Consider the following 24,230-nt stretch of genomic DNA (forward strand, 5'->3'; position numbering starts at 1 on the left):
GAAAGTTTGTACAAGCGGACCACACAGATAAGGTTGGGGGCACTCGTCTCCAACCTGCGGGGCCTTCCTCGCTAGGGACAGAATATAAAGAACGGGCCAGTTGATGATGTCGACGACCACTCCTCGCCGGAAAAAGCCGGCCACGACCGCCATTGTCGCGATCAGCGCGCTGATGGCCGGGATTACTGCCGCGGAGAGCACCTTTGCGCAGCAGGTAGTCCCGGGGAATCGCCGCGCTTCGGCTGCACAGGGCCCCGTCGTCAACCGGGTGGTGATCGAAGGTAACAAGAGGGTTGAGAAGGCCCTGATCGAGGATCAGCTGCAGGCTCGGGCCCGTGCGCCTTACAACCAGGCTGCCGTGGATGCCGACGTCCAGCGAGATCCTCGAGGTCTACCGCCGCTCGGGTCGCGGCCTTGCCCAGGTGACCCCCCGTCTGGTCGATCTGCCCAACGGCACGGTCGATGTGGTCTACACCATCAACGAGGGCGACAAGACCGGCGTCGAGGAAATCCGCTTCGTTGGAAACAACCAGGTTTCGTCCAGCCGCCTGCGTGGCATCATGCAGACCACCGAGACGAATCTCCTGAGCTTCCTCAAGAGCACCGACGTTTATGATCCGGACCGGCTTTCGAACGATCTGGACCTCATCCGCCGGTACTACCTGAAGAACGGCTATGCCGACTACCGTCTCGTCTCCAGTGACGTTCAGTTCGACCCGAACGAAGGCGGCTACGTCATTACCATCACCGTGGACGAGGGTGAGCAGTACCGGTTCGGCAGCGTGAGCGTCGATCCCCGGCTCGGCGGCGTCGATGCGGAGGCTATCCGCAGGGGAATCACGACCTCGGAAGGTTCGATCTACAACGCCGAAGCCGTCGAGAAGTCGGTTCAGGCGCTGACTAGCAATGTCGGGCGCCAGGGCAATCCGTTCGCTCAGGTGCGTCCGGTCGGCACGCGCGATCCTTCGACCCGCACGGTCAACCTCGCCTATGTGGTCGAGGAAGGTCCGCGGATCTACATCGAGCGCCTCAACGTGCGCGGAAATAGCCGCACCCGCGACTACGTGATCCGTCGCGAGTTCGAACTTGGCGAGGGTGATGCCTACAATCAGGTGCTCGTGGACCGCGCCGAGCGTCGCCTGAACAATCTCGGGTATTTCAAGCGGGTCCGTATCTCCAACGAGCCCGGCTCGTCGGCCGACCGCGTGGTGGTGAACGTGGATGTGGAAGATCAATCCACCGGTTCATTCGCGATCTCGGGCGGCTACTCGACGGCCGATGGCTTCATCGGTGAAGTCTCCGTAACCGAGACCAACTTCCTCGGCCGTGGCCAGTTCGTCCGTCTTGCCGGCCAACTCGGCCAGCGCGCTCACGGCGTCGACTTCTCGTTCACGGAGCCGTACTTCCTCGGCTACCGGATGTCAGCCGGCATTGACCTGTTCTCGAAGTTCAGCGACCAGACCCGGTATTCTCGTTACGAGAACCGCATGACCGGCGGTACGCTGCGCCTCGGCCTTCCAATGACGGAAGAGTTCACGATCACCGCACGTTACTCGCTCTATCAGCAGTCGCTGGATATCCCGAACGACACCGATCAGCCCTTCAACGACTGCTCGGCTCCGATCCCGGGCTACACGCAGCTGAACGCCAATGGAACCCCAAACCGCCAGTTTTGTGAAGGCAACGGTGAAGCTTCCTTGGCGATCAAGGAATCGCAGGGCGATACCATTACCTCACTGGCAGGCCTGACATTCAACTACAACACGCTCGACAGCGTCCGTGAGCCGCGTAATGGCTTCTATGCTGAAGTGAAGACGGACTTCGCCGGTCTCGGCGGCGACTCGCGTTACTTCCGTGTGACAGGCGACGCTCGCTACTACCGCGAGTTCTTTGAGGACGTGGTCGGTATCGCTCGTCTCCAGGGCGGCCACATCATGGGCTTCAACGGCGGCGACGATGATGGCAATAACGGCGATCTGCGCATCGTCGACCATTTCTTCATGGGTCCGTCGCTGGTCCGCGGCTTCGCGCCGAACGGCATCGGCCCGCGTGATATCTCGAGCCTCGACAGCCGTGCCAATGCCATCGGCGGCACGACCTATTTCGGCGGTACGCTTGAAATGCAGTTCCCGATCTGGGGTCTGCCGCGCGAGCTAGGCCTGAAGGGCGCTGTCTTCGCCGATGCCGGTACGCTGTTCGGCTACGAAGGTCCGACGACTTTCAACGGGAGCGGTAGCATCCTAGACCCCGTCAATGGCTGCGCGCCGGTGAATAACGAACCGCAGAACTGCATCGTGGTTCTCGACAGCGAGAAGATCCGCTCCTCCGTCGGCGCGTCCATCCTGTGGAGCTCGCCGCTCGGCCCGATCCGCTTCGACTACGCATTCGCCCTGTCGAAGGAAGAGGGTGTCCTTCAGGCGGATGGCACCCGGGTCGGCGCCGACCGCACCCAGGCCTTCCGCTTCTCGGGCGGCACACGCTTCTAATCGGGGAGGGCGCCGAAGGGCGCCCTCACTTATGCTTCATGACAGAATCCAACTTCTTTCCGCAAAGCCGGACGCTGAATCTGCGTCAGGTGGCGGAGATGGCAATGCAACGCTCCCCGACGGCGCCGACGGGGAGTTTTTGCTTAGGGGCGTCGCTCCTCTGGAAAGTGCGGGCCCAGGCGATCTCGCCTATATGGACAACCCGGCCTATGTGGGCGCCTTGGCCGCAACGCGGGCTGGGGCTTGTCTTGTGACGCCGCGCTACGCCGCGAAGGTGCCTTCCCAGACCGTCGCCATCGTGACCCCGCAGGCTTATCGCGTTTTCGCGCAGGTGCTTGGGATCCTGTTCCCCTCTGCAATGCGCCCGGAATCGTCCTTTGCGTCGACGGGAACCTCGCCCGGCTCCTTCGTTCATCCGTCTGCGCGGCTGGAGCACGGGGTCCGGGTCGATCCGGGAGCCGTTATCGGTCCTCACGCTGAGATCGGCTCGGGAACACTGATCGGGGCCCATTCCGTGATCGGCCCGCAGGTGAAGATCGGGCGCGACTGCTCCATTTCGGCCAACGTGACCGTGTCCCACGCCTTCCTCGGCAACCGGGTCATTCTTCATCCGGGCGTGCGCATCGGGCAGGACGGCTTCGGCTTTGCCATGGGGCCGCAGGGGCACCTCAAGGTGCCGCAGGTCGGCCGAGTCATCATTCAGGATGACGTGGAAATCGGCGCCAATACGACCGTGGACCGAGGTGCCAGCCGCGATACGGTGATCGGCGAGGGTACGAAGATCGATAACCTCGTCCAGATTGCCCATAACGTGGTGATCGGCCGCCATTGTGTGATTGTCGCGCAGGTCGGCATCGCCGGCTCCACGACGATCGAGGATTATGTGGCTCTCGGCGGACAGGTCGCCGTGAAGGGCCACGTGAGGATCGGCATGGGGGCTCAGATTGCGGCGACCAGCGGCGTCAACGGGGATGTTCCCCCCGGCGCCCGCTGGGGCGGCATTCCCGCTCGTCCCATGCGCGAATGGTTCCGTGAGATCACGGCTCTGAAAAAGCTTGCATCCCAGGGCGATTCCGCCAAAGACGACGATGCGTCTTCATAACGTTCGTTGAAGGCATCCACTACCGCCTGGAGTTCACGTCATGTCCGAAGCGCCCACCACGCTTCAAACCGCCGATATCATGGAGATCCTGGAGCTGCTGCCGCACCGGTATCCCTTCCTGCTGGTCGACAAGATCATCGAGATCGACGGCGACAATTCGTGCATCGGCATCAAGAATGTCACCTTCAATGAGCCACAATTCACGGGCCATTTCCCCTCCCGCCCAATCTTTCCGGGAGTTTTCCTGATTGAGGCGATGGCTCAGACGGCCGGCGCCATCTGCGTCAAGGCGAAGATTGCACAGCAGGCCAAGCCGAAGCAGGTATTTTTTATGACGATTGACAAGGTGAAGTTCCGCAAGCCTGTGGAGCCTGGCGACAGGGTCGAGTTCCACATGCGCAAGCTGAACAATCGCCGCAACATGTGGTGGTACAAGGGCGAGGCAAAGGTCGACGGCACGCTCGTCTGCGAAGCCGAAGTCAGTGCCATGCTGGTACTCGAATAATGGAAACTGTGATTCATCCGACTGCCATCGTCGAGGATGGCGCGAAGATCGGCCCGGGCGTGAAAATCGGTCCCTTCTGCACCGTCGGTCCCGAGGTCGCGTTGGGCGAGGGTTGCCAGCTCATGAGCCATGTGGCTCTGGCTGGCCGGACGACGATCGGCCCTCGGACGCGCATCTTTCCCTTCGCCTCCGTCGGCCATATCCCGCAGGATCTGAAGTACAAGGGCGAAGCCTCGACGCTTGAGATCGGCGCTGATTGCATGATCCGCGAAGGCGTGACGATGAACCCCGGTACCGAAGGCGGTGGTCTGCGCACTGTCATCGGTGACCGCTGTGCCTTCCTGGCCAACTCCCATGTGGGTCACGACACCAAGGTCGGCAACGACTGCATTCTCTCCAACAACGTGATGCTGGCAGGCCATGTCACGGTGGGCGACTTCGTCATCTTCGGCGGCGGTTCTGCCGTCATCCAGTTCGCCCGTGTCGGCTCCCATGCCTTCGTCGGAGGCATGTCGGGCCTGGAGAACGATCTCATTCCCTATGGCATGGCCATGGGCAACCGGGCGCATCTGGCGGGCCTCAATATCATCGGCCTACGCCGCCGTGGCTTTACCCGCGACCAGATTCACGAAATCCGCCGCGCCTATCGCCTGCTGTTCGCGGATGAAGGCACCCTGTCCGAGCGGGTCGAGGACGTGGCCGGCGAGTTCGACGATCACCCCTTCGTGCACGAGATCCTCGACTTCATTCGTGAGGGCAAGGAGCGCGCGATCTGCACGCCGCGGGACCCCGTCAATTCGGTCGGCTGATGCCCGCAGGCCCAATTGCGATTCTCGCCGGGGCCGGGCAGCTTCCCATCCAACTCGTGAACCATCTCGAGCGGACGGGACAGGAGGTGCGGGTGCTGGCGTTCCGCGGCTTCGCGGAGACGGAACTGCAGCGCCGCGCGCATGCCACCGTCGATCTTCTCGACCTCAAGACCATCACGAGCACCCTTGAAGGGTGGCGGCCACAGGCCGTCTCCCTCGTCGGTGCCGTGCGCCGTCCCGGCTTTTCCGCGCTCCTCAGCGCCTATTCGCTGCTGCGAAACATGCATGAGGTGAAAGAGGTCATCACCCGCGGCGACGACCAGGTCCTGCGAGGGGCCGTGATGCTGCTTGAGGAGCGGGGACACCGGGTCGTCGGCGCCCATGAGCTTGCTCCTGATCTCGTTGCCTCCCGATCCTTGATCGGGAGGCTGACACCCAATGCGGATGACTGCGAAACGATCGGGTTCGGCCTCGATCTCCTCAAGTCTCTCTCCGACTTCGATATCGGCCAGGGCGCGGTCATCGCGCGCCGGCATGTCCTTGCGATCGAGGGACCGGAGGGCACCGACCGGATGATGCGGCGGGTGATGAAAATGCGCCAGTCCTGGTTCGGCCTTCGTCGGCGGGAGGAGGGCGGGGTGCTGATCAAGGCTGCAAAACGCGGCCAGGATCTCAGGGTCGACATGCCGACCATCGGGCCCCGCACCGTTATGGAGGCGGCCAAGGCGGGGCTTTCCGGGATCGCCATCGGTGCAGGCTCCACCTTCGTGCTGGAGCAGGAGAAAACCCTGCGCACAGCTGACCGTCTCGGCCTGTTTCTCATCGCCGTCGACCTGCCCTGGATGGAGAGTTCCCGTGGCTGAGGACAAGCCTCTGACGATCTGGATCGTATCGGGTGAGGAATCGGGCGATCAGCTCGGTGCGAAACTGATGCGATCCCTGAAGGTAAGGTTTGGAGGTGAGCGCCTGCGCTTCGGCGGTGTTGGCGGGCATGCCATGGGGAAGGAAGGGCTGAAAAGCCTGTTTCCTCTCGAGGAAATCGCCGTCATGGGTTTTTCCGCGGTCATCGCGCGGCTGCCCTCGATCTTGAAGCGCATCCGATTTACTGCCGTTGCGGTTGTTGCGGCAAAGCCGGACATGCTCATCATCATCGACAGTCCGGATTTCACGCACCGGGTTGCCAAGGCGGTTCGGCAGCGGGCGCCTCAAATCCCTATCATCGATTATGTCAGCCCCTCGGTTTGGGCTTGGCGACCCGGCCGCGCGTCGAAGATGCGGGCTTATGTGGATCACCTGTTGGCGCTACTGCCTTTCGAGCCTGCCGCCCACAGGCGTCTGGGCGGTCCACCAACTACCTATGTCGGTCACCCGCTGGTCGAGCGTCTCGCGGAGATCAGGCCTGCGCCCGGTGAGCGCGAAAGCGCCGGCAACGGGCCGATCAAACTGCTGGTTCTGCCCGGCAGCCGTCGCTCCGAAGTAAGCCGGCTCATGGAGCCCTTCGGCGAGGCTTTGGCACTCCTGAAGGAACGCTCTCCGCGCCCATTCGAGGTTACGATTCCTGCAGTCTCGCACCTCGCGCACGAGATCAGGACACGCGCCGAGTCCTGGAGCGTGAAGCCACGGATCGTCGAGGGAGAAGGCGCCAAATGGACTGCCTTCCGGCAAGCCGATGCGGCACTCGCGGCCTCCGGCACTGTAACCCTCGAACTCGGGTTGTCCGGCGTGCCGATGGTGGTTGCCTATCGGGTTTCGAAGATTGAGGAAGTGCTGAAATATCTCATCAAAGCGCCCTCCATCGTGCTGACCAATCTGGTTCTCGATGAAAACGTCATCCCTGAGCTGATCCAGTGGGATTGCACACCCGAAAAGCTCGCCAACGCGCTTCTGCCGCTTCTGAGCGACACTCCCGAGCGCACAAGACAACTCGAAGCGTTCAGCAAGCTCGATGATCTCATGCGCATTGGCGACGAGACACCGAGCGAACGAGCCGCGCGGATTGTCGAAGAGGTCCTGGCGGCTAATGGCAGCGTCGTTTCGGGGCGGATCGTGGAAACCGAACCCGGAACCCATAAACACTAACGATACAAATTCGGATGCAATGATTTCCGCTGCATCCAGCTGGTCGGTCCAGGCGTTTATGGGTTCCGGGTTCTCACTTTGCTCGCCCCGGTATGACAGCGAGCTGGAGCAATTGAACCAGGCATGAGAAAGGGCCTTTCGGCCCCTTCTTGAATGTCAGGATTTTCGCTTGTCTCACCCGCGTTGGGCGACCGTGACGTAGTCGCGCTCCGGCGAGCCGGTATAGAGCTGGCGCGGGCGGCCGATGCGCTGGGACGGATCCTCGATCATCTCGCTCCACTGGGCGATCCAGCCGACCGTGCGGGCCAGCGCGAACAACACTGTGAACATGGAGGTGGGGAAGCCCATCGCCTTGAGGGTGATGCCCGAATAGAAATCGATGTTCGGATAGAGCTTCTTCTCGACGAAGTACTCGTCCTTGAGCGCGATCTGCTCGAGTTCCACGGCCACGTCGAGGAGCGGGTCGTCCTTGATGCCGAGTTCGTTGAGCACCTCGTGGGTGGTCTTCTGCATGATGCGCGCGCGCGGGTCGTAGTTCTTGTAGACCCGGTGACCGAAGCCCATGAGGCGGAACGGATCGTTCTTGTCCTTCGCCTTGGCGATGTATTCGGGAATGCGATCCGGCGTGCCGATCTCTTCGAGCATCTTCAGAGCCGCCTCGTTGGCGCCGCCATGGGCGGGACCCCACAGGCAGGCGATGCCGGCCGCTATGCAGGCGAAAGGATTGGCGCCCGACGAGCCGGCGAGGCGCACGGTCGACGTGGAAGCATTCTGCTCGTGATCGGCGTGCAGGATGAAGATCCGGTCCAGCGCACGCGAGAGCACCGGATTGACCTTGTATTCTTCGGCCGGAACCGCAAAGCACATGCGGAGAAAGTTGGAGGTGTAGTCCAGCTCGTTCTGCGGATACACGAAGGGCTGGCCGATCGAGTACTTGTAGGCCATGGCAGCCAGCGTCGGCATCTTCGCGATCATGCGCATGGACGCAATCATGCGCTGATGGGGATCCGAGATGTCGGTGGAGTCGTGATAGAAGGCCGAAAGGGCGCCGACGCAGGCTACCATGATCGCCATCGGGTGCGCATCGCGACGGAAGCCGGTGAAGAACCGGTTCATCTGGTCGTGCACCATGGTGTGGCGCGTGACGCGATAGTCGAAATCGGCCTTCTGGGCGGCGGTCGGCAACTCTCCGTAGAGCAGCAGATAACAGGTTTCAAGGAAGTCGCCGTGCTCGGCGAGCTGATCGATCGGATAGCCACGATAGAGCAGAATGCCCTTGTCGCCGTCGATATAGGTGATCTTCGACTCAGTGGCCGCAGTCGAGGTGAAGCCGGGGTCGTAGGTGAACATCCCGGTTTGACCGTAGAGCTTCGAGATGTCGATGACGCTCGGGCCGATGGTGCCATCTTTGACCGGCAGTTCCACGGACTTGTTGTCGACGGTGACTGTGCTGGAGTTGGAACTCATGCGTCATGGCCCTTTCAAAAAGGAGGCCGGGCAGAACCTAGAGCAACCTGTGAAACGGAGAAGGTCCCCGGGGCTGCCGAACCGAGGTTTGCCGGTCGGTCGGTAGGATAATGGCGCCTTCGGTAGCTTATCCGTGGGAACGGAGCAAGCACGTCTAAAGGCGAGATGCGCCTGCTATGCAGCAGGCGCATCCTTGGTTTGGTCTCTCAAGCGCAACAGGGTTTCGTCTTTGCCGAGAACCGCCATGACGTCGAAGAGTCCGGGCGAGGTCGCCCGCCCCGTCAAGGCAGCTCTGAGAGGCTGTGCCACCTGACCGAGCTTCGCCCCGATTGCTTCCGCATGCTCTCGCACGACAGCCTCCACGCTCTGGGCAGACCAGTCGGAAACGGCCTCGAGCTTCTCGGCAACACCGACGAGGCGCGACCGGCCGTCGGCCAGCAGGCCTGCCGCCTTCTCGTCGAGGTGCAACGGGCGCTGGGCATAGAGGTAGTAGGCGCTGTCGAGCAGTTCCACGAGGGTCTTCGCGCGCTCCTTCAGGCCGGGCATGGCGGCGATCAGCTTCTGGCGCAGAGCCGGCTTGAAGGTCCGTCCCAGATGGTGCTCATCCTTGTCGAGCTCCGGCAACAGATCCTCGAGCGCCTGCACCAGCTGCTCGTCATCGGCTTGGCGCATGTAATGCCCGTTGAGGTTTTCGAGCTTGGCGAAATCAAACCGCGCCGGCGAACGACCAATGCTGCCGAGATCGAAGGCGTCGATCATGTCCTGGGTGGAGAAGATCTCCTGATCGCCATGGCTCCAGCCGAGGCGCACGAGATAATTGCGCAGGGCCTCAGGCAGGTAGCCCATGCTGCGATAGGCCTCGACACCGAGCGCACCGTGACGCTTGGATAACTTGGCACCGTCAGGACCATGGATAAGCGGAATATGGGCCATCTTCGGCACGTCCCAACCAAGCGCCTGGTAGATTTGCGTCTGGCGTGCCGCATTGGTGAGATGGTCGTCGCCACGGATCACATGCGTCACGTCCATGTCGTGATCGTCCACCACGACCGCGAGCATGTAGGTGGGCGTCCCGTCCGAGCGCAGGAGGACGAGGTCATCGAGATCCTTGTTCTGCCAGACGACGCGGCCTTGCACCTCGTCTTCGACCACCGTCTCGCCCTCGGTCGGGGCCTTGAGGCGAATGACGGGCTTCACGCCCTCCGGAGCCTCGGATGGATCCCGGTCGCGCCAGCGGCCGTCATAGCGCAAAGGGCGGCCCTCTTTGCGGGCGGTCTCGCGCATCTCTTCCAGCTCTTGCTGACTGGCATAGCAGTAATAGGCACGGCCTTTCGCCAGAAGGCTCTCGGCGACCTCGCGGTGTCGGGCGGCGCGGGAGAACTGATAGACCACGTCTCCGTCCCAATCGAGGCCGAGCCACTTCAGGCCATCGAGGATCGCGGCAATGGCGGCGTCCGTGGAACGCTCCCGGTCGGTATCCTCGATGCGCAACAGCATCTTGCCCCCATGCCGCTTGGCATAGAGCCAGTTGAACAGGGCCGTGCGTCCCCCTCCGATATGCAGAAAGCCGGTGGGAGAGGGGGCGAAGCGGGTGACGACGGTCATCGCAGGAAACCTTGACTTGAAAAGCTGGGGGCATGCGGCCTGTCTCATCCGCAAGCGTCATCCGACTCAATCCACAGGGCGGTTTGGGCTGGAGCGTGCGGTCGTCTAGCATGCAACCGCACCCGCGTTAAGCCGAAGCCATGATGGAAGACAACCGCGAAAAGCCCCGTCGGATCCTGCGCAGCTCTGCGCAGGTCGCGGCGCTGCCACGGTCCTGGGGCTCTCCTATCGAATGGAGCTTCCTCGACAGTCGCGGCTGGCTCCTGAAGAACATCGCTCAGGAGATCGAGCAGCGCCGGCTTTTCCCCTGGGCCGCGGTCTTCTTCGGGATCGGCATCATCCTGTTCTTCCAGGCCGATGGTCAGCCGGCCCTCTGGGCACCCGTTGGAGCCTTTGCACTATTCGGTGCCGCCGCGATCGCCTTCCGTTGGAACTTAGCCGTCTTTTCCGCCCTGATCGCGTTCACCGCGCTCTTCGCAGGCTTCACGGCCGGTGTGATCCGCACCCGGAGCGTGGCGGCGCCCGCGCTCACCCGGATCGTCATCACGCCAGTCACGGGCTTCATCGAGGCCATAGATGACCGTGAGGTGGGAAAGCGGCTGCTTCTGCGCGTGACTGAAATGAAAGATGTCGCGGAAGCCGAGCGGCCCAAACGGGTGCGGGTCTCGGTGCGCAAAGGCGAGGGGCTCTCTCCCGGACAGTCGATCGCCGGTACGGCGCGCCTGCTCCCGCCGCCCCAGGCCGCGTGGCCTGGAGGCTACGATTTTGCCCGTGATGCCTATTTCAAGGGTATTGGCGCCGTAGGCTCCATGGTCGGTCAGGTCCGCCAAGTCGATCCATCGACGAAGCCGGACTTGTCCCTCTGGCTGGCAGCGCGCGTCGACGAGGCGCGCAATGCGCTGACCGAGCGCATCGCCTCAGCCATCGGTGGCGCAGCCGGGGGCGTTGGCGCTGCGCTGGTGACGGGCAAGCGCGGGCTCATTCCGGAGCCTACGAACAGCATTCTGCGCGGGGCCGGAATCTACCACATCGTGTCGATATCGGGTCTCCATATGGTGCTGGCAGCCGGGACCTTCTTCTGGCTGGTGCGTGCACTCCTGGCGCTTGCGCCGGGCCTTGCGCTGCTCTGGCCGGTCAAGAAGATTGCCGCAATGGCCGCGATCATCGGCGCTACGGTCTATTGCATCTTCTCCGGCTCCGATGTCGCCACCGAGCGCTCGCTCATCATGACGCTGGTGATGTTCGGTGCGGTTCTGGTCGATCGTCCTGCCTTGAGCATCCGCAATCTGTCGATTGCGGCTCTCATCGTGCTGGCACGCGAACCGGAGGCGCTGCTGGGGCCAAGTTTTCAGATGTCGTTCAGTGCCATTGCCGCCATGATGGCGCTCGTGCCGTTGGTGCATTGGAAACGGATTGAGAAAGCGCCTGCCACGTTGTTTGAACGGGGACTTCTCGCGATTGGACAGGCAATGCTCGGGCTCGTCACAACGACGCTCGTGGCCAGCATCGCGACGGCGCCTTTCGCCGCTTACCATTTCCAGAGTTTAAATCCTTATGGCCTTATTGGAAACGCACTCGCTCTGCCGCTCGTCTCACTGGTCGTAATGCCGTCCGCCGTTCTCGGTGTGCTGGCCTATCCTTTCAATCTTGATCGTCCGGTTTGGCAATTCATGGGAGTGGCCGTTTCCCAGGTCCTCGACGCCTCGGCTTGGGTCGGAAGTTTCAGCGGCTCGACGACGTTCGTTCCGGCCCTGGATGTCGTCGCTCTTGTTCTCTTGAGCATCGGCTTGATCGTTCTGACCATCCCAGCTTCCTCCCTGCGTTGGCTTGCCCTCCTGCCTGCGGGAGCAGGACTGGCCTTCGTTGCTACACCGCACCGCTATGACATCTTCATAGACCGGGACGGGGCAGGGGCTGCCATCCGCGGCAAAGGCGGACAGCTTGCCATCGTCGGGCGCCCCTCCGATTTCGTCGCCGAACAATGGCTGCACGCCGATGGGGACGCAAGAAGTGCTGATGATGGGAGCCTCAGGCAGGAGGCACGATGCGACGCCGGAGGCTGCGTGGTCGCGGCCGCAGGCGGACGATGGATCGCGTTCGTCCAGGATTTCTCGGCATTCGAAGAAGATTGCCGTCGCGCCACGGTGATTGTCACAAGACTTAAGGCGCCCCCGACATGCAGGGCACACTTCGTCCTGGATGGTGAAGAATTGAAGGAACGCGGCGCGATGACGATCCGCTTCAGCCCTGAGGCTGTCGAAGTACGCTCCGTCAGAAAAGGCCGCGAGACCAGGTCTTGGTCCGGCGCAGAAACGCTTCAAGCCGAAGCATCGCCTGCTCGGGAAAGGCCACGTCGAGCGCAGCCGGTCCCAGAGCAGGATTTTCCCGAGGAAGAACTCAGTACCGGCGAACCAGACTGACGAGCTTACCCTGGATCTTGACCCGATCGGGACCGAGAACGCGGGTCTCATAGGCTTGGTTGGCGGCCTCGAGCGCAATGGAGGAGCCGCGACGGCGGAAGCGCTTCAGGGTGGCTTCCTCGTCGTCGATCAGCGCCACGATGATGTCACCCGTATTGGCCGAATCCTGGCGCCGGATCACCACGAGATCGCCGTCGAGGATGCCGGCTTCCACCATCGAGTCCCCACGGACTTCAAGGGCAAAGTGATCGCCCTGGGCAAGGAAGTCGCCGGAGAGGGTGATGGAATGGCTGCGGGTCTGGATTGCCGAGATCGGCACACCGGCGGCGATCCGGCCCATGACTGGGATCGACATTTCCCGATCCCGAGAATCAGGCGCAGACTGGGGCGCGGCCTTGGCCTTGCCGGCGAGCCCGCCCTCGACCACACTCGGTGTGAAGCGCCGCTGGCTGCCCGCACCGCTGGTGCTCTCCGGCAGGCGGATCACCTCCAGCGCCCGGGCGCGGTTCGGCAGGCGGCGGATGAAGCCGCGCTCCTCGAGCGCCGTGATGAGGCGATGGATGCCGGATTTCGACTTGAGATCAAGCGCGTCCTTCATCTCGTCGAAAGACGGCGGAACCCCGGTTTCACGAAGCCGCTCATGAATGAAGCGGAGCAATTCGTGCTGTTTGCGCGTCAGCATGGCTGGCCCTTACTGCTCCTACAAGGAGCGATTCTGAAACAAAGCGAGAACAAGGTAGCCGTTCTTGCTGTGTTCCGCAAGCCTGCCGCTCAGCTGACATGCCAAACAATTCTTCAATTCGCCTGCAGGTAAGCCCCAAGCGCGCAATTCATTAGCAGAAACGCTCCAGCCGAATGATGCGGCAGGGCTCCCCAGCCATTGCGGCTGGAGCGTGGGGTGGACGGACGAGGAGGGCGTCGGAGCGCTCCAGGATACTCAGCATCGATGAATCCTGCAGCAGGTGTGGCGTTGCGACGGGGAGCATCAGGCGCTCGGGGCCCTTGGCAAGGCTCAAGGGGACGTCCTGGAGCGAGAGAGATGCGCGCATATAATCCTGGCGCTCTCGATTGGGTGGGAGGTCGGCCCCCAGGATTGCGTCCTCCGTCGGATCCTCGGCCGCTTTTTGGTCACACAGGAGGGCGCGGATCGCCGGAATCAGGAAAAGCACGGCGCAGACGAGGGAGGAGACCGGATTGCCCGGGAGCCCTAAGAGCAGGATCGACCCGAGGCGCCCATGCATCAGGGGCTTCCCGGGCCGCAGCGCTACGCGCCAGAAGCCGAGATCCATGCCATGGCGGCTCAAGGCTTTCTGAACCAGGTCGTGCTCGCCCACCGATGCGCCGCCCAGGGTGACGAGAATATCCGCGCCCGCATCTTCAGCCGCCCGGATGCGGTCGTCGAGCGATTCAAGCGTGTCGCGGGCAATGCCGAGATCGATGGCCTCAGCGCCCGCTTTCTCGACCATCAGCATAGTGGCCGGAAGGCTGGAAGCGGTAATCTGGTCGGAGCCCACAGGGTCGCCCGCACGCACCAACTCGTCGCCTGTCGCGAGAATGGCGACCCTTGGCTTGCGGTGAACGGGAAGTGCCCCATGGCCCATTGCGGCCGCCAGAGCGATGTGGCGGGAATCCAAACGCAAGCCGGCTTGCAGGAGCACGTCCCCAGCACGGAAATCGAGGCCGGCTGCCCGGATATGGCGGCTGGAGCGAGCCGCTTCCTTCACCACGACATGATCGCCGGATCGTTCCGTATCCTCCTGCAGCACCACCGCGTCGGCGCCGTCAGGAACGGGCGCGCCGGTGAAGATCCGCACGGCCTCCATAACTCCGATGGTGGTGCCGGAGAAGCGATTGCCGGCAGCGCTCGTGCCGATCACCCGCAGCGTTGCGGGCACCTCTGCGCAGTCGGCGCTTCGCACCGCATAGCCATCCATGGCCGAGGCGGGAAAGGGCGGCTGGTCGCGCCGGGCGTCGACATCCTCGGCGAGCGTCCGGCCGGCGCAGGCGGCGAGGGGAACATGTTCTATTCCGACCGGCTTATCGACGCTTGCCAGTACGCGGGACAGGGCATCCTCGACGGAGATCAGGCTCATGGCGCCTCGAAATCTCCCGAGCGACCGCCGCTCTTCCGCCGCAGGCGGATACTCTCGATCCGCATCGCCTTATCGGCCGCCTTCACCATGTCGTAGATTGTCAGGCAGGCGATGGAAACGGCGGTCAGCGCCTCCATCTCGACGCCGGTCTGGCCGGACACCTTGACCTCGGCGCTCACGCGTACGCCGGGAAGGCTGTCATCGAGGGTGCAGTCCACCTTGATCTTCGAGATAAGGAGAGGGTGGCAAAGCGGAATGAGTTCGTGCGTACGTTTGGAAGCCATGATCCCGGCGAGCCGGGCCGTGCCCAGAACATCGCCCTTCTTCGCCTCGCCGTGGCGGATCAGGTCCAGTGTTTGTGCCTGCATGATCACGTATCCCTCGGCGATCGCGGTGCGGCTGGTGACGCCCTTGTCGGAAACGTCGACCATGCTGGCCTGACCCGATGCATCGAGATGCGTGAGCTTCGTCATGCCGCCTCGCCGAACAGAAGTTTTCGCGTGGCTGACGCAACATCGGCCTGCCGCATCAGGCTTTCACCCACGAGGAAGGTGCGGATATCGACCTCAGACAGACGCTCGATGTCGGAAAGCGTGAAGATGCCGCTCTCGCCAACGACAATGCGGTCGGACGGGATCAGGGGAGCCAATTCCTCGCTGACGCCGAGCGATACCTCGAAGGTGCGCAGGTCGCGGTTGTTGATGCCAACCAGCTTGGTGCCAAGCGGCAGGGCGCGTTCCAGCTCCGCCCGATCATGCACTTCGACCAGCACATCCATGCCAAGATCATGCGCCGTGTCGATCAGCGCGCGGGCCTCATTGTCGGAGACGCTTGCCATGATCACGAGGATGCAATCGGCGCCCCAGGCACGTGCCTCGTAGACCTGATAGGGCTCGAACAGGAAGTCCTTGCGCAAGGCCGGCAGGCCCGAGGCTTCACGCGCCTGAGCCAGGTATTCGGGCTTGCCCTGGAAAGACGGCTCGTCGGTCAGGACGGACAGGCAGGTGGCGCCGCCCTCCGCATAGGCCCTCGCCAAGCTCGGCGGATCGAAATCGGCGCGGATCAGGCCCTTGGAGGGGCTGGCCTTTTTCACCTCGGCGATGAGGGCAGGCCGTCCTTCGGTGAGATGGCGTTCGATCGCTTTTGCAAAGCCGCGAGGCGGAGAGGCCGAACGGGCGCGACGCTCCATCTCGCTTGGCGAAACAGCCGCTTTCGCCGCTGCGATCTCCTGACGTTTATAAGCTTCGATCTTGCTGAGAACGTCGGCCATGGGAGGTTTACTCAGCTGTTCGAGACTTTGACGAGTCGCTCGAGGGTCGCCTTCGAGGCGCCGCTGTCGAGCGCCCGCGATGCACGGTCGAGACCGTCGCGCAGGTTATCGGCCTCGTCCGCGATCACGAGGGAGGCGGCCGCATTGAGGAGGGAAACGTCGCGATAAGGCGTGCGGGCGCCATCCAGAACCGCGCGCAGCTGTGCCGCATTGTGCTCAGGGTCGCCGCCTCTGAGCTCGTCGAGCGACACAGTCGGCAGGCCGACCTCCTCAGGTGTCACGGTGAAGCGACGGATCGCGCCATTTTCCAAGGCCGCCACGAAAGTCGGGCCGGTGGTCGTCATCTCGTCGAGCCCATCGGAACCATGCACGGTCCAGACCTTCTGCGAGCCGAGCTCCTTCAGAACCTGAGTGAGAGGTTCGAGCCAAGCTTCTGAAAACACGCCGAGAAGCTGGCGCTTTGCGCCGGCTGGATTAGCCAGCGGTCCGAGCAGGTTGAAGATCGTGCGCGTCCCGAGTTCGACGCGCACGGGCGCCACGTGGCGCATGGCGGCGTGGTGGGTTTGCGCGAACATGAAGCAAAGCTTGGTCTCTTCGAGGCAACGCTCCAGGCCTTCGGGATCGAGGCCGAGCTTCAGACCCAGGGCGGCAAGCACGTCGGCAGTGCCGGATTTCGAGGAGGCTGCCCGGTTGCCGTGCTTTGCGACGGGAACACCGCAGGAGGCCACGATGATCGAGGCCAGCGTCGAGATATTGTAGCTGCCCTTGTGATCCCCGCCGGTGCCGACGATGTCGATCGCCTTCTCGGGAGCATTGACCTGCAACATGCGGCCGCGCATCGCCGTGACCGCCCCTACGATCTCCTCAAGGGCTTCGCCGCGGACCCGCAATGCCATCAGGAAGGCTCCGCCCTGGGCCGGCGTCACTTCGCCGGACAGCAGGTCATCGAATGCATCCCGCGCCTCATCACGCGTCAGCGATGCGCCCGTGGCGACCTTGGCGAGGTAGGATTTGAACGATTCCATCGGTTTCAATGTCCTGCTGGAGCGGTTACACCGCCGGCGGGGCGGTGTTTGGCGTTCCAATCCGCCGCGAGTTCGAAGAAATTGCGCATGATCGTCGTCCCATGCTCCGACAGGATGCTCTCAGGGTGGAACTGGACGCCGTGGATCGGCAGCGAGCGATGCGACAGACCCATGACGAGACCATCGGATGTTTCTGCTGTTACCTGCAGGTCGACCGGGCAGGTCTCACGATCCACGATCAGCGAATGGTAGCGGGTTGCCTTGAAGTAGCCGTTGATGCCGCGGAACACTGTCTGACCGCCATGCTCCACCTCGGAAACCTTGCCGTGCATGGGCAGGGGCGCCCGCGAGACGGTGCCGCCGAAGACCTGCCCGATCGCCTGCAGCCCCAGGCAGACGCCGAAGGTCGGGATCTCAGGCGAGGCTCGCTTCACGAGATCGAGGCAGATTCCGGCCTCATTCGGCGTGCAGGGACCGGGGGAGAGCACGATGGCATCGGGTCGAGAGGCGAGCACCTCGTCGGTGGAGATGGCATCGTTGCGCACCACATCGACCGAGGTCGCGAGCGGACCGAGCAGATGCACCAGATTCCAGGTGAAGCTGTCGTAATTGTCGATGACGAGAACGCGGGTCATAGCGCGTCGACGTTCGCGTAAGCGAAGCTCCCGGTCAAGGGAAGCATTGAAGTCGAGCTCATTGTCCGACCCTCGCTTGGCTGGCAAAACGCACCGCCTCTTCCGCGGCCCGAAAGAGGGCCTTGGATTTGTTGATGCATTCCTGCTGCTCGGAGGCCGGGTCGGAATCGTAGACGATGCCCGCGCCGGCCTGGACCGCCATGCGCCCGTCCTTCACAACGGCCGTGCGCAGCACGATGCAGGTATCCATCTCGCCATTGGCGCCGAAATAGCCGATGCATCCGGCATAGGGCCCGCGCTTGTCCTTCTCCAACTCGTCGATGATTTGCATGGCGCGCACCTTTGGCGCGCCGGAGACCGTCCCGGCCGGGAAGCCCGCAATGAGGGCGTCGAGCGCGTCGAAGGAGGAATCGAGCCTGCCTTCCACGTTCGAGACGATGTGCATCACCTGGCTGTAATATTCGAGGAAGAATGAGTCCGTGACCTCCACGGATCCCATCTCGGCCACGCGGCCCACATCGTTGCGCCCGAGATCGAGCAACATCAGATGCTCCGCTCGCTCCTTCTGATCGGCGAGCAGGCTTTCCGCATGGGCCCGGTCCTCGGCAGCCGTCGCGCCGCGCGGCCGCGTTCCCGCGATGGGACGGATCGTGACCTTGCCGTCGCGGACCCGCACCAGGATCTCGGGCGAGGAGCAGACGATCTGAAAGTCCTCGAAATCGAGATAGCAGAGGAACGGAGCCGGATTGACCCTGCGCAGGGAACGGTAGAGCGCAAAAGCGGGCAGGGGAAAGGCCGACTCGAACCGCTGCGACAGCACCACCTGGAAGATGTCGCCGGCGCGGATGTAGTCCTTCGCCTTGGCGACCATGGCCTCGAACTCTTGCGGCGTCGTGTTCGAAACCGGCGGCTCGAAGTGGATCTTGGTCGGATCGCTGCGGTCGTCCATAGGCAGGGGCCGTTCCAGGGCGGCCGTCACCTCGTCAAGGCGCGAGAGGGCGGTTTCATAGGCCGCCCTCGCGGATGTACCAGCCTGCGGGCGCACGGGCGTGATGAGCGATATCTCGTCCCTGACCCCATCGAACACCACCATCACGGTCGGACGGATCAGAATGGCGTCCGGCACTTCCAGCACGTCTGGATTAGGCCCGGGCAGGCGCTCCATGAGCCGCACCATGTCGTAGCCCAGATAGCCGAAGAGACCTGCCGCCATCGGCGGCAGGTCGTCGGAGAGGGGCAGGGCGCTTTCCTTGATCAGCGCGCGCAGGCTCTCCAGCGGCGGAAGCTCCTCCACCCTGAATTCCAGCATGCGGCTCAGGGCCTGGCGGTCAATGGAGGCCACCCCATCCTGGCAACGCCAGACGAGATCGGGATCGAGCCCGATCATGGAGAAGCGGCCGCGGGTCGCTCCGCCTTCGACGGATTCAAGCAGAAAGGCCGAACCCTTCCGGTCATGCCGCAGCTTCAGGAAAGCCGCGACGGGCGTCAGCAGATCGCCCACGAGGGTCGTGCGCAAGACGCCGGCCTCGCCAGCCTCATAGGCTGCTGCGAACGTGTCGAAATCGGGCGTAATCGTCATGGGTTACGATTCGCCGCCCGTTGCACGACGCAGCGCCTGCTGATTGATAGTAACGCCGAGATCCTGGCGGACCTGGGCGATGTACTGGCTGATCAGGTCATCGCCGAACCCGGCCCGGAGCTGGTTCTCGGCATTCTGCGCCGCTTGCGTCGTGGTGATCAGGGGGGCACCGTGGCCGAGGTGACCTTGAACACCGCGCGAGCATCCGTTCCGTTAGCAGCGTGGCCTGCCTTACCTACAGGAACGGCGAAGATGCGGTTCACAGCCTCGGTAGCCAGATCATCCTTAGCAGTGTTGCGAGCGAGATCGGCCGCATTCTCGACCGGCGCGCCCGCGTCCTGGGCCACAACCTCAATGGCCTCGCCTTTTTCAAGGCGTCCGAAGAGCTCGTTCGCTTTTTCGGACAGGCGCTGGGCGACCTGATCCTCGCGCCACTGGGTGGCGACCTGATCACGGACCTCGTCGAGGTTCTTCTCGCGCGGGGCTTCGATGCCGGTCACGTCGTACCAGACGTAGCCGGTAGCGGTGCGCAGGGCCTCGTTGTCGACGCCGATATCGGATGCGAAGGCCGCTTTCACCACAGCATCCTTCTCGGGCAGATTGACCGGATTGCCGGCCTTATCGAGACCGCCAGCCTCGACCGCCGGGACCTGGATCAGTGTCAGTCCCTTTTCCTTGGCGATGTCCGCTAGCGGCTTGGCGCCGGCGCGCAGGTCCTCGATCTCATCATGGATTTTCTCGATCTGCCCCTGGGCGCGCTGCCGAGCGACCTCCTGGCGGAGCTCAGCAGCAACCTCCTCGAAGGGGCGGACGGCCTCGGACTGGATCTGGGTGACCCGCACGAGCACCGGCCCGAAGCGGCCGGCGACCGGCGCGCTCACAGCCCCCTGCTCAAGGGCAAAGGCTGCATCCGCCACGGCCTGATCGAGCATTTCGGTCTTGGTGAAGGTGCCGAGTTCCAGATCTTGCGGGGAAACGTTGCGCTCGGTGGCAATGGCCTCGAAGCCAGTGCCTTCCCTGATCTTGGCGGCGGCCCCCTCGGCGTCGGCCTGGGACGGGAAGGTGATCTGCTGGATCGTACGGCGCTCCGGCGTGCCGTAATTGGCCTTCTGCTGCTCATAAGCTTGGCGGGCGTCAGCCTCGGAAACGGTATCCGGCTTGGCAAGAGCGGCGGCATCAAGCAGCATGACCGTCACAGCCCGGTATTCAGGAGCGCGGAAAGTACTCTTGCGCTCGTTGTAGAAGGTCTGAAGCTGCTCGGCCGTGGGAGCCGGGATGTCGCCCGCCATGGCCGGAGTCAGGAGGAGGTACGAGGCCGCGCGGCGCTCGCTCGAAAAGCGATGGAGAGCATCGCGCGCTGCAGCCGGCACGGTGATGTCTCCGGCAACGGCTTCAGCCAGATGGAGACGCGCCATGGCAGAGCGCTGCTCCTGCACGAAGCCTGCCTCGGAGAGGCCGGCATTGCGCAGGGCCTGATCGAAGAGCGCGCGGTTAAACTGGCCGTCGGCCCCCTTGAAGGTTGGATTGTTCATGATCGAAGCGGCAACGAGCGTGTTGGAGACGGAGAGGCCCATCTGCTTGGCCTGCTCGGCCATCACGGCTTCGGTCACCAGATTGGAGACGACCTGCTGGTCGAGGCCGAAGGCGCGGGCCTGCTCTGCGCTAATGACGGTGCGGAACTGACGCCCGAGCCGCTGAAGCTCGTTCGTGTAGGCATTACGGACCTGATCGACCGTTATGGTAGTGCCTCCGACCTCGGCCACCGCGGAAGCGGGCGTTGTACGGAAAATGTCGCCGATGCCCCAGATGGCGAAGCTGACGATGAGGGCGCCAAAAAAGACGGTGGCGATGATTTTGCCGACCAGCGTCTGCCCAGCCTTGCGCATGTTCCGAAGCATCGTGAACCCGTTTTCCAAAAACTCGTTAAACCTGCCGATAAACGATCAGGGGCTCTACGAAAAGGGCAAGTCTGGTTGAAAGAAGGCTCAAGCGTCTGCTAGTGCCAATAATCAAGCGTAACAGGAGTGCCTTAAATGAGCGTCGATAGGCCGCGCCCACTGGTGGCGGGAAACTGGAAGATGAACGGGGTGAAGAGTTCGGCCAAGGTTTTGACCGAGATCCATGCCGGCTACACGCCCGGGCTGAAAGCCAAGGTGGAGCTGGCCGTCTGCCCTCCGGCAACTCTCGTGTCCCTCCTCTCATATGCATCGGTCGGCTCCCGCGTCGCCATCGGGGCCCAGGATTGCCACGCCAAGGAATCGGGCGCCTTCACGGGCGATCTTTCGGCGGAAATGCTCGCCGATGCCGGAGCCACCTACGTGATCGTCGGCCATTCCGAACGCCGCCAGTATCATAAGGAGAGGGACGTCGATGTCTGCGCCAAAGCGGTTGCGGCCCATCGCGCCGGCCTCACGGCCATCGTCTGCGTCGGTGAAACCCAGGAGGAGCGCGGGTCTGGCAAGACGCTCAGCGTCGTCCGCAAGCAGTTGCGCGGCTCGATCCCGGTCGATTCGAACAGCCGCAACCTCGTGGTCGCCTATGAGCCCGTCTGGGCCATCGGCACCGGCCTGACCCCGACCGTCGCGGACGTAGCGGAAGTGCATGCCCTGATCCGGGACGAGCTGCGCCGCCTCGTCGGTAAGGCGGACGCGCCGAAGGTCCGCATCCTTTATGGCGGCTCCGTTAAGCCCTCGAATGCCGCCGAGCTGATGGCTGTCGAGAACGTCAATGGCGCTCTGGTCGGCGGGGCAAGTCTCGTGGCCGCCGATTTCCTGGCCATCGCTGGAGCGTATCTCGGGTAACTGAGAAAAGGCGGCTTGCAGGTCTTTGATCCTGCGCCCACCTATGCTACAGGCCGCCGCAACGATCGGATTGCGAGCGGCTGTCGCCCTGTGCGCAGCCGCTTGAGGTTTTTGAAAACGATGCAAACAGTTCTCATCATTGTCCACCTGATCATCGTACTCGCTTTGATCGGCGTGGTTCTCCTGCAGCGCTCCGAGGGCGGCGGCATGGGTCTCGGCGGAAGCGGAGGCGGCGGTGTGTCCGGCTTCATGACCGGACGCGGTCAGGCCAATGCGCTCACCCGCGCCACGGCGGTTCTGGCAGGCCTTTTCTTCGTGACGAGCATCGCGCTCACCGTCATGGCGACCTCGACCCGGGCTCCGCGCTCGATCCTCGACGGCGCCACGCCGGCAGCTCCGGCTCCGGGCCAGCAGGCTCCGGCGTCCCCGCAGGGCGGCAACGTGCTCGAGCAGCTACAGCGCCTCCAGGGCGATCAGCCGGCGGCTCCGGCTCCCAGCGCTCCGGCGCCGGCAGCGCCCCAGCAGTAAGTGACACCAGGGCCGGACCTTCCGGCCCTCTCTTTTGTGGATGGGCTTCGGGTAACGCGTTTCGCGATTGCGAATCGGCGTCCGATATTTATGGATAGGGGTCCATGACGCGGTACGTATTCATCACCGGCGGCGTGGTGTCTTCGCTCGGCAAGGGGCTGGCTTCGGCGGCCCTGGGAGCGCTTCTCCAAGCACGCGGTTACAAGGTTCGGCTTCGCAAGCTCGACCCATATCTCAACGTCGATCCGGGGACCATGAGTCCCTACCAGCACGGCGAGGTCTTCGTGACCGACGACGGAGCTGAAACCGATCTGGATCTCGGACATTATGAGCGCTTCACCGGCGTTCCGGCCACCAAGGCCGACAACATCACCACCGGGCGCATTTACCTCGACATCATCACCAAGGAGCGGCGCGGCGACTATCTCGGCGCCACGATCCAGGTGATCCCTCACGTGACCAACGCCATCAAGGACTTCGTGCTCACCGGCAACGAAGGCTTCGATTTCGTCCTCGTCGAGATCGGCGGGACGGTCGGCGACATCGAGGGCCTGCCGTTCTTCGAGGCGATCCGCCAGCTCGGCAACGATCTGGAGCGGGGGCAGGCGATCTACGTCCACCTGACGCTCCTGCCGTTCATTCCGTCTGCCGGCGAGCTAAAGACCAAGCCGACCCAGCACTCGGTCGCGGAGCTACGCTCCATCGGCATTCAGCCCGACATCCTTCTCTGCCGCACCGATCGGGAGATCCCGAAGGATGAGCGTCGTAAGCTTGCCCTGTTCTGCAACGTGCGCGAGACGGCGGTGATTGAGGCGCGCGATGCGCGCTCGATCTATGACGTCCCACTCGCCTATCACGAGGCGGGACTCGACAGCGAGGTTCTGGCGGCCTTCGGCCTAGACAGCGCGAAGGCTCCCAATCTCAACCGCTGGACCAACATCTCCGGGCGCGTCCACAATCCGGAAGGCGAAGTCACCATTGCCGTGGTCGGCAAGTATACCGGCCTCAAGGATGCCTATAAGTCGCTCATCGAAGCCCTCCATCATGGCGGCATCGCCAATCAGGTGAAGGTGAACCTGGAGTGGATCGAGAGCGAGATCTTCGAGAACGAGGATCCGGCCCCGTTCCTCGAGGGCATTCACGGCATCATGGTTCCCGGCGGCTTCGGCCAGCGTGGCGCCGAAGGCAAGATCCGGGCGGCCCGCTTCGCCCGTGAGCGCAAGGTGCCGTATTTCGGCATCTGCTTCGGCATGCAGATGGCGGTCATCGAGGCGGCCCGGTCCCTCGCAGGCATCAAGGATGCCAGCTCGACCGAGTTCGGCCCGACCTCGGAGCCGGTTGTCGGCCTCATGACCGAGTGGCTGCGCGGGAACGAACTCGAGAAGCGCTCATTGAGCGGCGATCTCGGCGGCACCATGCGCCTTGGCGCCTATCAGGCGTCGCTCAAGCCCGGCAGCAAGGTGGCTGAAATCTATGGCGGCACGGAAATCTCAGAGCGGCACCGGCACCGCTACGAGGTCAACATGACCTACCGCGACCGGCTGGAGGGGAAGGGCCTGCGTTTCTCGGGGGTCTCGCCCGACGGGGTTCTGCCCGAGATCGTGGAATACGAGGACCATCCCTGGTTCATCGGGGTTCAGTATCACCCGGAGTTGAAATCGCGTCCGTTCGAGCCGCATCCGCTCTTCAAGAGCTTCATTCATGCGGCCGTGGAGCAAAGCCGGCTGGTTTGAGCGCCCATACTGCCACGTCATCACCGGCCTTGTGCCGGTGATCTCGATGTACTGAAGCGCGGCGCTCTTCCAATCGAGATGGCCGGGACAGGC

At 63.2% G+C, this 24,230-nt stretch carries 18 protein-coding genes and 2 pseudogenes; 10 read left to right on the forward strand and 10 right to left on the reverse strand.

Annotated elements, in window-relative coordinates:
* Window positions 1-103 precede the first annotated feature (103 nt).
* From bamA to lpxB, 6 genes and pseudogenes are all read left to right on the forward strand, one after another.
* Window positions 104-2,486 (forward strand): annotated as a pseudogene (bamA, locus tag ACD578_RS08550) (outer membrane protein assembly factor BamA).
* Between the two features lie 38 nt (window positions 2,487-2,524).
* Window positions 2,525-3,588: pseudogene (lpxD, locus tag ACD578_RS08555) on the forward strand (UDP-3-O-(3-hydroxymyristoyl)glucosamine N-acyltransferase).
* Window positions 3,589-3,628: 40 nt separating this feature from the next.
* On the forward strand, window positions 3,629-4,093 hold the full coding sequence (gene fabZ / locus ACD578_RS08560; protein ID WP_152709366.1) for a 3-hydroxyacyl-ACP dehydratase FabZ: 465 nt from the start codon (window positions 3,629-3,631) through the stop codon (window positions 4,091-4,093).
* Window positions 4,093-4,902 (forward strand): acyl-ACP--UDP-N-acetylglucosamine O-acyltransferase, encoded by an 810-nt coding sequence (lpxA, locus tag ACD578_RS08565; RefSeq protein WP_404292296.1) that lies wholly within the window; start codon window positions 4,093-4,095, stop codon window positions 4,900-4,902. Before fabZ ends, lpxA begins: the two co-directional genes overlap by 1 nt.
* Window positions 4,902-5,765, forward strand: a complete 864-nt coding sequence (locus tag ACD578_RS08570; protein WP_404292298.1) for an LpxI family protein — start codon at window positions 4,902-4,904, stop codon at window positions 5,763-5,765. The genes lpxA and ACD578_RS08570 overlap by 1 nt, the downstream gene beginning before the upstream one ends.
* Window positions 5,758-6,981: a lipid-A-disaccharide synthase gene (gene lpxB / locus ACD578_RS08575; protein ID WP_404292300.1), complete on the forward strand. Its 1,224-nt coding sequence runs from the start codon at window positions 5,758-5,760 to the stop codon at window positions 6,979-6,981. Before ACD578_RS08570 ends, lpxB begins: the two co-directional genes overlap by 8 nt.
* Window positions 6,982-7,155: 174 nt before the next feature.
* Here lpxB and gltA read toward each other — a convergent pair whose 3' ends face one another.
* Together gltA and gltX are read right to left on the reverse strand one after the other, a co-directional pair.
* The gene (gene gltA, locus ACD578_RS08580) at window positions 7,156-8,448 is read right to left on the reverse strand and encodes a citrate synthase (protein WP_152709376.1); all 1,293 of its coding nucleotides are present in this window, start codon (window positions 8,446-8,448) and stop codon (window positions 7,156-7,158) included.
* A gap of 174 nt (window positions 8,449-8,622) precedes the next feature.
* Window positions 8,623-10,053 (reverse strand): glutamate--tRNA ligase, encoded by a 1,431-nt coding sequence (gene gltX / locus ACD578_RS08585; RefSeq protein ID WP_404292302.1) that lies wholly within the window; start codon window positions 10,051-10,053, stop codon window positions 8,623-8,625.
* Window positions 10,054-10,193: 140 nt separating this feature from the next.
* Here gltX and ACD578_RS08590 point away from each other — a divergent pair, with 140 nt between their 5' ends.
* Entirely contained in the window at window positions 10,194-12,473 is a 2,280-nt protein-coding gene (locus ACD578_RS08590) for a ComEC/Rec2 family competence protein (protein WP_404292304.1), read from the forward strand.
* Here the strand turns inward: ACD578_RS08590 and lexA are convergent.
* The 8 genes from lexA to ACD578_RS08630 form a co-directional block, all read right to left on the reverse strand.
* Window positions 12,451-13,155: a transcriptional repressor LexA gene (gene lexA / locus ACD578_RS08595; RefSeq protein WP_152714781.1), complete on the reverse strand. Its 705-nt coding sequence runs from the start codon at window positions 13,153-13,155 to the stop codon at window positions 12,451-12,453. The genes ACD578_RS08590 and lexA overlap by 23 nt on opposite strands.
* Before the next feature lie 151 nt (window positions 13,156-13,306).
* Window positions 13,307-14,566, reverse strand: coding sequence for a gephyrin-like molybdotransferase Glp (glp, locus tag ACD578_RS08600; RefSeq protein WP_404292306.1), 1,260 nt, complete (start codon window positions 14,564-14,566; stop codon window positions 13,307-13,309).
* On the reverse strand, window positions 14,563-15,039 hold the full coding sequence (gene moaC / locus ACD578_RS08605) for a cyclic pyranopterin monophosphate synthase MoaC (protein WP_404292307.1): 477 nt from the start codon (window positions 15,037-15,039) through the stop codon (window positions 14,563-14,565). Before moaC ends, glp begins: the two co-directional genes overlap by 4 nt.
* Window positions 15,036-15,836: an indole-3-glycerol phosphate synthase TrpC gene (trpC, locus tag ACD578_RS08610; protein WP_404292308.1), complete on the reverse strand. Its 801-nt coding sequence runs from the start codon at window positions 15,834-15,836 to the stop codon at window positions 15,036-15,038. The genes moaC and trpC overlap by 4 nt, the downstream gene beginning before the upstream one ends.
* 11 nt (window positions 15,837-15,847) lie before the next feature.
* Complete coding sequence (gene trpD / locus ACD578_RS08615; RefSeq protein ID WP_404292310.1) at window positions 15,848-16,861, reverse strand: anthranilate phosphoribosyltransferase; 1,014 nt, start codon at window positions 16,859-16,861, stop codon at window positions 15,848-15,850.
* 5 nt (window positions 16,862-16,866) lie between these two features.
* A complete protein-coding gene (locus ACD578_RS08620; protein WP_404292312.1) occupies window positions 16,867-17,496 on the reverse strand; it encodes an anthranilate synthase component II in 630 nt (209 codons plus the stop codon).
* A gap of 58 nt (window positions 17,497-17,554) precedes the next feature.
* Window positions 17,555-19,075: an anthranilate synthase component I gene (gene trpE / locus ACD578_RS08625; RefSeq protein ID WP_404292313.1), complete on the reverse strand. Its 1,521-nt coding sequence runs from the start codon at window positions 19,073-19,075 to the stop codon at window positions 17,555-17,557.
* A 158-nt stretch (window positions 19,076-19,233) separates the two neighbouring features.
* Entirely contained in the window at window positions 19,234-20,961 is a 1,728-nt protein-coding gene (locus tag ACD578_RS08630) for a SurA N-terminal domain-containing protein (protein WP_404292315.1), read from the reverse strand.
* A gap of 147 nt (window positions 20,962-21,108) precedes the next feature.
* Here ACD578_RS08630 and tpiA point away from each other — a divergent pair, with 147 nt between their 5' ends.
* From tpiA to ACD578_RS08645, 3 genes are all read left to right on the forward strand, one after another.
* Window positions 21,109-21,876, forward strand: a complete 768-nt coding sequence (tpiA, locus tag ACD578_RS08635) for a triose-phosphate isomerase (protein WP_404292317.1) — start codon at window positions 21,109-21,111, stop codon at window positions 21,874-21,876.
* Between the two features lie 120 nt (window positions 21,877-21,996).
* Entirely contained in the window at window positions 21,997-22,404 is a 408-nt protein-coding gene (secG, locus tag ACD578_RS08640; protein ID WP_404292319.1) for a preprotein translocase subunit SecG, read from the forward strand.
* 104 nt (window positions 22,405-22,508) lie between these two features.
* Window positions 22,509-24,137: a CTP synthase gene (locus tag ACD578_RS08645; RefSeq protein WP_152714801.1), complete on the forward strand. Its 1,629-nt coding sequence runs from the start codon at window positions 22,509-22,511 to the stop codon at window positions 24,135-24,137.
* Window positions 24,138-24,230 lie beyond the last annotated feature (93 nt).

Source organism: Microvirga sp. RSM25, assembly GCF_044784385.1.
GTDB lineage: Bacteria > Pseudomonadota > Alphaproteobacteria > Rhizobiales > Beijerinckiaceae > Microvirga > Microvirga tunisiensis.

Excerpts from the sequence above, each read along its gene's own strand:
- fabZ (WP_152709366.1), top strand. The coding sequence starts at position 3,629 with ATGTCCGAAGCGCCCACCACGCTTCAAACCGCCGATATCATGGAGATC.
- lpxA (WP_404292296.1), top strand. The coding sequence starts at position 4,093 with ATGGAAACTGTGATTCATCCGACTGCCATCGTCGAGGATGGCGCGAAG.
- ACD578_RS08570 (WP_404292298.1), top strand. The coding sequence starts at position 4,902 with ATGCCCGCAGGCCCAATTGCGATTCTCGCCGGGGCCGGGCAGCTTCCC.
- gltA (WP_152709376.1), bottom strand. The coding sequence starts at position 8,448 with ATGAGTTCCAACTCCAGCACAGTCACCGTCGACAACAAGTCCGTGGAA.
- gltX (WP_404292302.1), bottom strand. The coding sequence starts at position 10,053 with ATGACCGTCGTCACCCGCTTCGCCCCCTCTCCCACCGGCTTTCTGCAT.
- ACD578_RS08590 (WP_404292304.1), top strand. The coding sequence starts at position 10,194 with ATGATGGAAGACAACCGCGAAAAGCCCCGTCGGATCCTGCGCAGCTCT.
- lexA (WP_152714781.1), bottom strand. The coding sequence starts at position 13,155 with ATGCTGACGCGCAAACAGCACGAATTGCTCCGCTTCATTCATGAGCGG.
- glp (WP_404292306.1), bottom strand. The coding sequence starts at position 14,566 with ATGAGCCTGATCTCCGTCGAGGATGCCCTGTCCCGCGTACTGGCAAGC.
- moaC (WP_404292307.1), bottom strand. The coding sequence starts at position 15,039 with ATGACGAAGCTCACGCATCTCGATGCATCGGGTCAGGCCAGCATGGTC.
- trpC (WP_404292308.1), bottom strand. The coding sequence starts at position 15,836 with ATGGCCGACGTTCTCAGCAAGATCGAAGCTTATAAACGTCAGGAGATC.
- trpD (WP_404292310.1), bottom strand. The coding sequence starts at position 16,861 with ATGGAATCGTTCAAATCCTACCTCGCCAAGGTCGCCACGGGCGCATCG.
- ACD578_RS08620 (WP_404292312.1), bottom strand. The coding sequence starts at position 17,496 with ATGACCCGCGTTCTCGTCATCGACAATTACGACAGCTTCACCTGGAAT.
- trpE (WP_404292313.1), bottom strand. The coding sequence starts at position 19,075 with ATGACGATTACGCCCGATTTCGACACGTTCGCAGCAGCCTATGAGGCT.
- ACD578_RS08630 (WP_404292315.1), bottom strand. The coding sequence starts at position 20,961 with ATGCGCAAGGCTGGGCAGACGCTGGTCGGCAAAATCATCGCCACCGTC.
- tpiA (WP_404292317.1), top strand. The coding sequence starts at position 21,109 with ATGAGCGTCGATAGGCCGCGCCCACTGGTGGCGGGAAACTGGAAGATG.
- secG (WP_404292319.1), top strand. The coding sequence starts at position 21,997 with ATGCAAACAGTTCTCATCATTGTCCACCTGATCATCGTACTCGCTTTG.
- ACD578_RS08645 (WP_152714801.1), top strand. The coding sequence starts at position 22,509 with ATGACGCGGTACGTATTCATCACCGGCGGCGTGGTGTCTTCGCTCGGC.